Raw genomic sequence first — 12,270 nt, 5'->3', positions numbered from 1 at the left:
TTGTTATTGTTGAGTTTTTTCTTTCAGTAAGGCATTCACTTCATCGAATACCATGAACTACGGATTTTCGCCACTCGGGTGTGGGCGATTGCCTGTAACGTCGCCACTTCTGCGCGCTTGTTATTGTTGAGTTTTTCTTTCAGTAAGGCATTCACTTCATCGAATACCATGTCACGGATATAAGCTTCCCACGCTGCATTCACCGTGTGCTCGGTAATATGTTTCGGCTTTTTAGCCTGAAAAACGGCAAGCTCAAAGGTCTGAAGTGAAAGATGAGAAAAATCCCGCGGGTGACCTTTAGAAATTTCACTGATTCTCTCCAGTGCCCCCTCGTCATACTCAAAACCGCACTCAGTAGCGACTTTTTTCAGCTGTCGTGTGCAGTCAGATTCTGGCAGGTTACCGATTTTGACACGTCGGCACTGGCCGTAAAGAGCTCGGTTTTTGTTGACGAAAGCATCGCTCATCATACGTTTCTTAGAGCCAGCAAATACCATGGCAACTCGACTGGAATCTTGCAGTGCAGAGCGAATTTCCCATTCTATTTTTTCACCTTCATCGGCCTTAATCTCAGACAGAGTCTGAAACTCGTCAATGATCAACACCGCCTGCGAGCCTTTATCACGTGCAAGTGCATCCAGCGCCGTTAATGCATCACGAAGCGGGTTATCCATCGAATGGGAGGTGCGGAGTTTCAGCGTTAACTTTGCGATGTCTTTGCCGCCAATCGCAAACTCAGGGTCAAACCGAGCGAAGAACTGACGAATTCCTTCAACCGCTTTTTGATCGCGTCCGGCAATATCTGACGCGACATCGGCGACTGCCTGCAAAATTTTTCGCTTTGCCGCTTCCATAGTCGCGCACGAACTGATGTCGCACTTACTCCACGCAAGGGTTGTGAAACCGTACTGTTCTGCATTCAAGCTAAGCTCTCTGCATACCTGAACAGCAACAGAGGTTTTGCCAACGCGTCGCTCTCCCGACAGCCAGACAGAACCCGAAGATGATAGCTCAACAATCAGGGCTCGACGCTGCTCATCCCTGTCGAAAAAAGAGTTTCCCTGAGCAATTTTTCGAGAAAAATAGTCGGTGTACTTTTTCATGGGTATGTCTTCATGGCTGGAAGAGAGTCAAAATCATACCAATATAAACGGCTAACTTCCAGCCACTAAGACTTAGTGACTAGAGGTCAGTGTCTTAATATTAGCGGCTGGATGTTGGTAACTGACAGAGCCAAAAGATAATTGGTGATAGGTAAGAGCACTGACTTTACGGAAGAGAAAAATCTTCTCTACCTGTAAGAGAGACACAAATGAAGTAACAAAGAAGGCTGAATATCAACCTTCAAGAACTTTGATGAGCAAAAAGCCATCGTACATTGCGCGCTTTACTAGAGCAGCTCCAGCCATTGTCGTCCGGGCTTCTAACTGCGCCGACTCCACATTCAGATGTTGGCTATAAGCAGGCAGTGCTTGTGCCTTCAGACTCTCATCAATAGCAGGGAAAAGTACCTGCCATGCTTTATTGAATTCGCCATCAATATAGATGGTGTCAGGATTAAACAGATTAACCAGTATCGCGATCGCTTTGCCCAAATTATGACCATACTCAGAGACGACTTTCACTGCCAATCCATCCCCTTGAAGTGCCGCCTCACTGATACTTTCAATAGACAGGTTTGACTCAGTTAGACTCGTTGGGTGACCTGTTTAACCAGAGTTTCTGCATCCTCAATAACAGCTTGTAAGCCCGCAACAGTCTCAAGGCAGCCACTGTTACCGCACACACATCGTCTGCCAAAAGGTTTCACTTGGATATGGCCGAGTTCACCAATATTTCCTAGCTGTCCTTCAAGAATGCGGCCATCAACCAAGATACCCGCTCCCACACTGTGGTGAGCCGAGACGAGCACAGCGCTGTTCGAGTTAATGGCTTTACCGAATAACTTTTCCGCTAACGCCCAAGAGCGGATATCATTCCCGACAAAGACTGACAACCCTGTTTCACGGTGCAGTAGAGCACCAAGTTGAAGGTTTTCTACCCCGTAGTAAGGCATGCTAACGACAACACCCTGACGGTGATCGACAAGACCCGGTACGGAAACGGCTATTGATGTTACTCGTTCTATTTTTTTGTTGTGACGAGCAAAGAACTGCTGAACGTGGTTAAGGAGAAGGGAAACAAGTTCATCCTGCGCCATTTGTGGCACATCAAATTTGTCCTTGAGGATAATTGCACCGCTGAGCTCATGCAAAGCAAGAACGATATAACCGGGACCGAGGCGAATAGAAAGAAACTGCCATCCATCGTTATTCAAGACTAAGCCGACAGCAGGTCTTCCACGACTCCCCGACTCCTGAATTTCGGTTTCCATAATAAGGTGAGCATCCACAAGCTCACGCGTTATTTTGGTGATACTTGCAGGTGCCAACTGAGTATGCTTCGACAGTTCAATGCGAGAGATCGGGCCAAGCTGATCTATCAGCTGGTAAACCATGCCAGCATTTTTCCTTTTGATATGATCAATATGACCGGGTTGAGCGAGAAGCATCATCTCTTCCTTTTTTCACGTTGGCTCTGGGTATCCTGATTTTTTTCACGTTGTGAAAAAATAGCAAAGCCACATGAGTATTCAATGTATTAGGCCACGATATGTGCGTTGCCCCACTCTTAGCGTGACATCCAATTCATCGCTAATATCAATTTATCTAACCATAATTTATGCCACTTCTGTATCTGCAGAAAACACTCAGCAAGCTTAAGTCATTAAAATAAAAACAGAAATTATATCTTATCGATAAATGCAGAAAATTTCGCGGTAAGTTGGAAAGCGAGTTCGTAGCAATGACTTTAACGTTTCCACTCGTACTTATCACACTTGGCGTTTGAAGAATCTCTGTTGTAGTGCGGATTTTTTTACTTTGTAAAGTAATAATAAAGTGACTCGATATTTCAGTGCGAGTCACATCACACTGAAATGTTTGTTTTAGTGATATCCACGACAGTTGATTGAACTCACTATTGTCAGGTTTATCACTAAAAGTATCAAGATAACCTTTGACATCGGCTCAAAGCTGTTTCAGATCACAAAGGCAGGACATAATGCGAATAAACTGACATAATCAGCGCCCGAATTAATTTGTTCATTAATGGCAGTATGTACAGGATTAACGAGATCTTCGAAACCATTCAGGGTGAAGGTGTTTTCACCGGGTTGCCCTCAATTTTTATCCGCCTTCAGGGTTGCCCTGTGGGTTGTTCTTGGTGCGATACCAAACAAACATGGGATGTATTCGAGCAGGATGAGCGAGATTTCGGTGAAATTCTGGCCAAAGAGAGTGACTCTCCAAATTGGACCTCTCTGACGGTAGATAATATTATTGAACACCTCAATAGAAGCTATACAGCTAAGCACATTGTTATCACTGGCGGAGAGCCATGTATTTACGATTTAAACCCTCTCACTGAAGCGCTTGAGCAAAATGGGTATCAATGTCAAATTGAAACCAGCGGAACCTACACTATACATGCAACAACAAGCACTTGGGTCACCGTATCGCCCAAAATTGGCATGCGTGGTAAATTGCCCGTATTGGCTGAATGCCTCGAAAGGGCTAACGAAATCAAACACCCCGTCGGTACTGAATCTGACATTGAGAAGTTAGACGCGCTTATCGAAGACGTAAGGCTCCGTGACAATGTCACTATCGCGTTACAACCTATTAGTCAGAAGCAGAGAGCAACTCAGCTCTGTATTGATGTTTGCGTGAAGCGCAACTGGCGCTTATCAATTCAAACCCACAAATACCTGAACATCGCCTGATACAGAAAAACCGGCATCAGCCGGTTTTTTCACTTAAGGCTATGCAGTCAAACGGCTTCGATCACTCACCCGTGTAGATACAGCCGGCAGTACACGTTTCCTTAATCATCACTTTACTCAAACACGGAAGCGATGGTTTCAGCTCATTCCAAATCCACTTAGAAAGAACTTCACTGGTTGGATTTTCCAATCCTTCAATATCATTCAGATAATAATGATCTAAACGGTCATAGATAGGCTTGAATGCAGCTTTTATCTCAGCAAAGTCGATAACCCAGCCCGTACAAGGGTCAACGTCACCCGCAACGTAAATACGAACCAAGAAAGAGTGACCATGAAGACGGCCACACTTATGCCCTTCTGGGACGTTCGGTAAGTGATGGGCAGCTTCAAACATAAACTCTTTAAATAACTCGGTTTGCATTGCGCGTTCCTGTGTTCTCAATATAAATGCGGCGGCGATGCTACTGAATTATGGTTTAAAGCTCAAACAGTAAGTCATACAAATTTATTGCCTTTGTGTTCATTGCTCGCAACACCTGCAATAAGTGAATATATTCTTTGCTTAAATATCAGCCAGATAGTTTCGATACCATAAGATCTATACGGTTTTACCAGCGCATGATTGTTGAAGTATTGACTGACTCCACAACAATTGGCGAAATCCACCGCAGAAATTCACGGTCATCAGGCGTTCAGTGCTTGCAGCTTAACGCGAGACAGGTAAACTTGCTGTTTCGAATAAGCTTATTACTCATGTCCGGAAAGCATGACCGGACATACCTCAATGGAGTTAGATGCAAACTATGACTTATGTGCCTGTAGCAGACGTACTGCACGGCAAAGCGGCAGTCGACACTGAAGTGACTGTTCGCGGTTGGATCCGTACCCGACGCGATTCAAAAGCCGGTATTTCTTTCCTCGCCGTTTATGACGGCTCTTGTTTCGATCCCATTCAGGCTGTTGTTCCTAATGAGCTGAATAATTACGAGGAAGAAGTATTACGTTTGACGACAGGTTGCTCTGTTGAAGTGACCGGTAAAGTAGTTGAAAGCCCGGGTAAAGGTCAGGCCTTCGAACTTCAAGCGACAGATGTAAAGGTTGTTGGCTGGGTTTCAGACCCAGACACGTACCCAATGGCAAAAACACGCCACTCTATTGAGTATTTGCGCGAAGTTGCTCACTTGCGCCCGCGTACTAACGTAATTGGTGCTGTTGCACGTGTTCGTAACTGTCTGTCTCAGGCTATCCACCGTTTCTACCACGAGAACGGTTTCTTCTGGATGTCTTCACCACTGATCACAGCATCAGATGCTGAAGGCGCAGGTGAAATGTTCCGTGTATCGACGCTGGACTTGGCGAACCTGCCACTGACTGACAAAGGCGACGTCGATTTCGACCAAGACTTTTTCGGTAAAGAAACCTTCCTGACGGTATCTGGTCAGTTAAACGGTGAAGCCTACGCGTGTGCCCTGAGCAAAATCTACACCTTCGGCCCAACATTCCGTGCTGAAAACTCAAACACCAGCCGTCACTTGGCGGAATTCTGGATGGTTGAGCCGGAAGTTGCATTCGCAGATCTGAACGATATCGCGGATTTGTCAGAAGACATGCTGAAGTACGTGTTCAAAGCGGTACTTGAAGAGCGCCGCGATGACCTTGAGTTTTTTGCTCAACGCATCAACAAAGATGCTATCAGCCGTCTCGAGAAATTTGTCACTTCTGATTTTGCTCGGGTCGATTACACCGATGCCATTCAGATCCTGATTGACTCTGGCAAAGAGTTCGAATTCCATGTTGAGTGGGGAATCGACATGTCTTCAGAGCACGAGCGCTATTTGGCTGAAGAACACTTTAATGCACCGGTTATCGTCAAGAACTATCCGAAAGACATCAAAGCATTCTATATGCGTATGAATGATGACGGCAAAACTGTCGCCGCGATGGATGTACTTGCACCAGGCATTGGTGAGATCATTGGTGGTTCTCAGCGTGAAGAGCGCCTAGATATTCTGGATGAGCGCATGCGTGCCATGAACATCGACCCAGAACATATGGACTGGTACCGCGATCTGCGCCGTTACGGCACTGTGCCTCATGCCGGCTTTGGCCTTGGTTTCGAGCGTTTGGTCTCTTACGTAACAGGCATGGCGAACGTGCGTGATGTCATTCCTTTCCCACGTTCACCGCGCAGCGCAAACTTCTAATAGTCTGTCGTTCGTGTCGAATGAAAAGCCATCGCGAGGTGGCTTTTTTTTCGGGTGAATTTTGCAAAAATGTTAAGCTCTCTTTCCACTGTAATCAGTGTGCGAGACGGTGCAAAAAATTAATTTGGCATTTTTATTTTTTTATGAGCAAACAAAGTGGTATAACGTTTGTGATCAAGTTTAAAAAATGGCCCATGGAAGACCAAGATGTTTGAAAAAATTAGCCCAGCTCCCGCCGACCCGATTTTGGGTCTGACAGATCAGTTTAAAGCAGATACTCGCCCTGAGAAAATTAACCTAGGTGTAGGTGTATATAAGAACGAGTCAGGTAATACGCCAGTTCTGGCTACCGTGAAAAAAGCCGAAGCTATTCTTCTTGAAAAAGAAACCACCAAGTCGTACTTAAGCATTCCAGGTACCGCTGAGTACGGCCTTGCTGTACAAAAACTGCTGTTCGGCCAAAATGCTGACATTATTGCTCAAAAGCGTGCACAAACTGCACAAGCTCCCGGTGGCACTGGTGCACTTCGTCTTGGCGCAGAGTTCATCAAACGCCAACTTGGCGATGTGAAAATCTGGATAAGCAATCCAACTTGGGCGAACCACCTTGGTATTTTCACTGCTGTGGGCTTAGAAACAGCACAATACGGCTACTACAACGCAGAAACCAAGAGCATGGATTTTGACGCTATGCTGACTGACCTGCATCAGGCAGAAGCTGGTGATGTGGTGCTTCTGCACGGCTGTTGTCATAACCCAACAGGTATTGACCCTGACGCGGCTCAGTGGCAGCAACTTGCTGACCTGTGTAAAGAAAAGTCACTGCTACCAATGTTTGACTTCGCCTACCAAGGCTTCGCCGCTGGCGTTGAAGAAGATGCTGCGGGGCTACGTACGTTTGCAGAACAATGCCCTGAGTTGCTGGTAGCGAGTTCATTCTCGAAAAACTTTGGCTTGTACAACGAGCGTGTTGGCGCGTTTACGCTCGTTGCAAACGATGCTGAACAAGCATCAACAGCGTTTAGTCAAGTGAAATCTATTGCGCGCGTGATCTACTCTAACCCACCAGCACACGGTGCAGCGATTGTGACAGAAATTCTGGCCGACAGTGCATTACGTGCAGAGTGGGAGCAAGAAGTTGCCGAAATGCGTGTTCGTATTAAAGATATGCGTGAACTCTTTGTCGAGACACTGAAAGCGGAAGGTGTGACCACTGATTTCAGCTTCATCAGCCGTCAGAATGGCATGTTCTCATTCTCAGGCTGTCGAAAGACCAAGTTGAGAGACTGAAAGATGAGTTTGGTGTCTACATCGTTGGCTCAGGTCGAATCAGTGTTGCTGGTATTACACGTGACAACATGGGTCCGCTATGCAAAGCGATTGCTGCTGTTATTTAAGTCACCAGCAAGCTTAAACAAAAAAAGCGCCCACGGGCGCTTTTTTTTCGACTGGTGGTACGTCAGACACCGTGGAGGAATTCGGCACGTGTTGACGGATTTGATTTGAAAATCCCACCCAGTGCAGTGGTGGTGGTGTCGCTGGTCGAATCCATCACGCCACGTGATTTGACGCAGTAATGCACTGCCGTCATGTGCACAGCGACGTTTTCAGTTTCTAGCAGCGTTTGCAATGCGACCAATATCTGCTTCGTGAGTCGCTCCTGAACCTGAGGGCGCTGAGCGAAGAACCGCACGATACGGTTTATCTTTGAAAGACCTATGATCTTATCGTCAGGTACATAGGCTACTGCACATCGACCATCAATAGTGACAAGGTGATGCTCGCAGGTGCTGGTTGTTGAGATGCCTTTTACCTTGACCATCTCATCGCAGCCCATTTTGTTGTCGATAACGGTAATTTTCGGGAAGTTTGGTAATCCAGACCGCAAAAAATTTCGTCAACATACATCTTCGCGATTCTGGCAGGCGTGTCACTCAGACTGTCATCCTCTAAATCAAGATCCAGCGCTGATAAAATCTCACGCATGTGGTACTCAATCTTTTCCTTCTTTTCCCGAGTTTTCATGGTGCCGCCGCTTTGCATCGGGGTTTCGATGCCTTGGGCAATAAGCGCTTCGCGGACTTTCTGTGCCGAATCGCTTAGTGAAGTCATATAAGGCTCCTGCTGAATGTTGCGTGCCAATGTCACGATTGTGTTAGTTGTAATAATTACTGATCTTTTCCAGACATGGATCTATGTGTTGTCAGAATTTTGAAGCATAGCGTTAATAATTAAAAAATTACACCTTGAATTGCGTAAGGTCATTCATAACCTGTCATAAACTTTGCAATAATAAGGGCTTTGTTCTAATTCAGGGTAGAGAAACCTTACGCTACCAAGCAACAGAGAGATCAACATGGGATGCTGTGATGTACCGGGGCTGATGCCAGTCTCAACCGCAATATCAACGATATTGGAGAATGCCACACCGCTGGCAAAAACCGAAACTCTACCCTTATCTGAAGCGATAAATCGTGTTGCTGCCGTCGACATACTTTCGCCGCTCAATATTCCTCCTTTTGCTAACTCAGCAATGGATGGCTATGCCGTTAACACTGACGATCTCACCGATGCTAATACACTGTCGTTGGCGGGTAAATCATTCGCCGGAGCGCCCTACAAAGGGCAGTGGCAAAAAGGTAGTTGTATCAGAATCATGACAGGTGCCGAAGTCCCCGCAGGGGCTAACGCTGTCATCATGCAAGAACAAACACAACCTGATGGCGACAACATAGCCTTTACCGCAACGCCCAGGCCGGAACAAAATATTCGTCCCGTCGGTGATGACGTAAAGAAAGGCGAGATTGTTATCCCTGCTGGCACCCGTTTAACACCCCGTGAAATTCCTATGCTTGCCACACTGGGCATCGCCAATGTCGAAGTGTGTGCTCGACCAAAAGTCGCATTCTTCTCAACCGGTGACGAATTGAGACAGGTCGGAGAACCTCTGGGCCCCGGTGAGATTTATGACAGTAATCGCTACACAATCAGTGCGATGCTTGATGCCATGGGATGTGAAGCACTCGACTTAGGCGTGATCCCAGATGATCCTGAGAAACTTCGAGAAGCCTTCAAGCAAGCTTCCACTGGCGCTGATGTTATTGTCACCTCTGGGGGCGTCAGTGTTGGAGAAGCCGATTTCACAAAAGATATCCTGGCTGAGGAAGGTGAAGTCGGTTTTTGGAAAATTGCCATTAAGCCAGGTAAACCCTTTGCTTACGGAAAGGTTGGGAACGCTTTATTCTGCGGCCTGCCGGGCAACCCCGTCTCTACCCTCGTCACTTTGTACGTGTTGGTTCAGCCTTTACTCGCAAAGCTTGGTGGACACACGCGGTGGACACCTCCCATTCAGCTGCAAGCGAAAGCGAAAACGCTCTTCAAAAAATCGCCCGGCCGAACGGACTATCAGCGTGCTGTATACTCAGTTGAAAATGGTGAGCTCACAGTTGCTACAACCGGTAACCAAGGGTCTGGCGCATTCAGTTCACTACCTTAGCAAATTGCTTTGCGGTACTGGAAAGAGAGCGCGGCCGAATTCAGCCGGGAGAGACAGTCACTATTGAACCTTTCAACGATGTATTGCTTTAGGAACGATGATGGATATTCTTTCGCCTGAGGAAGAGCTGCGTTACAACCGCCAAATTCTGCTCCGTCAGTTTGATTTTGACGGGCAAGAGGCACTCAAAACATCAAAAGTTCTTATGCTGGGTGCAGGAGGCCTTGGTTGCGCCGCTGCACAATATCTTGTAGCGGCTGGTATTGGCGAACTGACTTTGATCGATGATGACGTTGTCGAACTGTCAAACCTCCAAAGGCAAGTTCTGCACAGCGAGCAAACCATTGGTCAACAAAAAGTAGAATCGGCAAAACAGTCTCTGGAAAAGCTCAACCCCCACGTCATTATAAAGCCCATCAATAAACGGTTAGGTAACGATGTGCTCAGTGACTTGATTTCAACGCATGATATTGTTGTCGATTGCAGCGACAACCTACCGACAAGAAATCAACTAAATAGACTCTGTTTCTCGACAAAAACACCACTAGTAAGTGGCGCTGCTATCAGGACAGAAGGACAACTGGCTGTTTTCACCTATCAAGATAATGAACCTTGTTACCAATGCCTGAGTGCCCTCTTTGGTGAGCAATCTCTGAGCTGCGTTGAGGCAGGCGTACTGGCGCCTGTTGTAGGAATCATAGGTACGATGCAAGCCTTAGAAACCATAAAGCACCTCTCAAGTATCGGGACTCATCAAACCGGTAAATTGATGATGTTTGACGCAATGTCATGTCAGTGGCAAACGTTAGTGCTGCCAAAAAGACCCGATTGTCCAACTTGCAAAGGGTGATCACTTGTCAAATTTTTATGAAATTGTCTCATAAAGTAGGCGAAATCAACTACGCTTCTTAGTATTGGAAAGCTAAATGGGTGACGGCTTCAACGCTAACACCCATTGTTGATCTGGCGGGATACAATGCTGAAAATCGTTGCTGTCTTTCTTGTCGTTACTGGTCTCTGCTTTATCATTCAGGCACTTCGCTCTGCCATTACCTTCTACCTGAAAGACAAACGTCTCAGTACGTTCAGCTTTCTCCCTATCATGCTTGGGTTCACGCTGGGCTACGTTGTCTTCTCTGTTTACCTCATTAACAAACCCATCATTGAGTTTATTGAGCTAATCGTTTCAATGATCTTCTTCGGAGGCGGTATATTCACCGTCATGACATTCAGTGTGATATCTCAAAGCATTGAGCGTATTGCAAAAGCCGAACTGCAACAGTGGCATCAGGTATCGTTCGACGAGCTGACAGGCTTGCCCAATCGCCGTTATCTTCTCAAAGCACTGCGCGAAAATATTGCGGAATTCAAAGCAAGCGGCAACGAGTTTGCCCTCGTGAGCCTTAATATTAACAACTTTAATAATATTAATGAGGTATTCACTCACCAGGAGTGTGATGAATTATTTCTCGCATTCAGCCAAAGACTGCAAGAGAATTTAATTTCTGACACGCTTCTCTTTCGCTCCAGCACCCATAGATTTGCGTTTTTTATAAAAGACACCGAGCAGATCGAATTAAGTAGTTTTATCGAAAACCTTCACTGTGAATTAGAGGCTCCTCTTCCCATAAAAAACTATGAGGTGAATCTTACCAACTGCTTTGGTATTGCACTGTATCCATCTCATACCAACACTGCTGATGATTTAATCAAAAAGTCCGAGTCAGCTATGCATGCTGCACATCGCTCTCAGGAGCCTTTCATTGTTTATGAATCTTCCGCTACCGCTGCATTGCTGAGCCATGATGAAATCGCGTCAATGCTAAATCTTGCCATCCGAAATATGGATTTCGAATTATTTTTCCAGCCAGTATTTAATATTAAAAACCCGAAGAAAATATCGATGGAGGCACTATTACGCTGGCCGCTTGGTAAAGGGAGATATGTCAGTAACGATGAATTTATTCCTATTGCAGAGCAAACCTATGCCATCCGAAAGATCACACGGTGGGTACTCGAGACAGTCTTCAAACAACTTGAAATCTGGAATGAGCAGGGGCTAAGCCCACAGATACAGGTTAACCTCTCAACCAAAGACCTTGAGGACAATGAATTCGATGACTATCTCCGCTCGTTACTTGAGCGATATCAAGTTTCACCCAGTGCCTTAATTTTGGAAATCACCGAAACAAGCCTCATGCAGGACCCAGATAAGTGTCGGTTAATGTTAGAAAAAATCAGCCATCTAGGTATCACACTGAGTGTTGATGACTTCGGCGCTGGCTTCTCATCACTCTCCATTCTGAGCAACATGCCAATAGATGAACTTAAAATTGACCGCAGCTTTGTGACAGACCTGCTGACAAGCCGAAATCATGAAGCAATAGTCCGCTCCACCGTTTATCTCGCGCACAGCCTTGGTTGTGAAGTCGTTGCTGAAGGGGTAGAAACTGAAGCGTTGGGTCAATACCTGATGTCAATTGGCTGCGATAAATTACAAGGCTACTGGTACGGAAGACCCATGAATTTAGCCAAAACGGACCAATGGCTACGTGACATTGATGTATATCCAAGAGCTGTCAACCAAAATTGAGTTACCGAATAACATCCAATATATATAAGTTCAAAACCCTACTCACTTATATCCAGAAATACCTACCCGTCATTCATTATCCTCACGTAAAACATTAGACCACTAGATCTTTAATTTAAGGTAGAAAATAACCTGTCAAATAACTGTCTAA

At 45.9% G+C, this 12,270-nt stretch carries 6 protein-coding genes and 4 pseudogenes; 6 read left to right on the top strand and 4 right to left on the bottom strand.

From position 1 onward, the window contains the following. Positions 1-35 precede the first annotated feature (35 nt). A complete protein-coding gene (locus CS022_RS01900; protein WP_129120846.1) occupies positions 36-1,103 on the bottom strand; it encodes an ATP-binding protein in 1,068 nt (355 codons plus the stop codon). A gap of 234 nt (positions 1,104-1,337) precedes the next feature. Beyond that, a pseudogene (gene mlc / locus CS022_RS01895) lies at positions 1,338-2,551 on the bottom strand (sugar metabolism global transcriptional regulator Mlc). A gap of 606 nt (positions 2,552-3,157) precedes the next feature. Between mlc and queE the strand changes: the two are divergent. Further along, on the top strand, positions 3,158-3,823 hold the full coding sequence (gene queE, locus CS022_RS01890) for a 7-carboxy-7-deazaguanine synthase QueE (protein WP_129120845.1): 666 nt from the start codon (positions 3,158-3,160) through the stop codon (positions 3,821-3,823). A 61-nt stretch (positions 3,824-3,884) separates the two neighbouring features. Here the strand turns inward: queE and queD are convergent, their stop codons facing one another. Then, a complete protein-coding gene (gene queD / locus CS022_RS01885; protein ID WP_129120844.1) occupies positions 3,885-4,247 on the bottom strand; it encodes a 6-carboxytetrahydropterin synthase QueD in 363 nt (120 codons plus the stop codon). 382 nt (positions 4,248-4,629) lie between these two features. Here queD and asnS point away from each other — a divergent pair, with 382 nt between their 5' ends. Continuing rightward, positions 4,630-6,030, top strand: a complete 1,401-nt coding sequence (gene asnS / locus CS022_RS01880; RefSeq protein WP_129120864.1) for an asparagine--tRNA ligase — start codon at positions 4,630-4,632, stop codon at positions 6,028-6,030. A gap of 207 nt (positions 6,031-6,237) precedes the next feature. After that, a pseudogene (locus CS022_RS01875) lies at positions 6,238-7,427 on the top strand (amino acid aminotransferase). A gap of 62 nt (positions 7,428-7,489) precedes the next feature. Here the strand turns inward: CS022_RS01875 and folE are convergent. Beyond that, positions 7,490-8,142: pseudogene (gene folE, locus CS022_RS01870) on the bottom strand (GTP cyclohydrolase I FolE). Between the two features lie 244 nt (positions 8,143-8,386). Between folE and moeA the strand changes: the two are divergent. The 3 genes and pseudogenes from moeA to CS022_RS01855 all read left to right on the top strand — a co-directional run bounded on the left by moeA (position 8,387) and on the right by CS022_RS01855 (position 12,119). After that, a pseudogene (gene moeA, locus CS022_RS01865) lies at positions 8,387-9,618 on the top strand (molybdopterin molybdotransferase MoeA). Between the two features lie 8 nt (positions 9,619-9,626). Next, entirely contained in the window at positions 9,627-10,376 is a 750-nt protein-coding gene (moeB, locus tag CS022_RS01860; RefSeq protein WP_129120843.1) for a molybdopterin-synthase adenylyltransferase MoeB, read from the top strand. Between the two features lie 126 nt (positions 10,377-10,502). Beyond that, positions 10,503-12,119, top strand: a complete 1,617-nt coding sequence (locus CS022_RS01855; RefSeq protein ID WP_129120842.1) for a putative bifunctional diguanylate cyclase/phosphodiesterase — start codon at positions 10,503-10,505, stop codon at positions 12,117-12,119. Positions 12,120-12,270 lie beyond the last annotated feature (151 nt).

Origin of the sequence: Veronia nyctiphanis (genome assembly GCF_004116385.1) — a bacterium.
Taxonomy (GTDB): Bacteria; Pseudomonadota; Gammaproteobacteria; order Enterobacterales; family Vibrionaceae; genus Veronia; species Veronia nyctiphanis.
The sequence above is the reverse complement of the archived record's forward strand: the minus strand, read 5'-3'. Positions and strand labels throughout refer to the sequence as shown.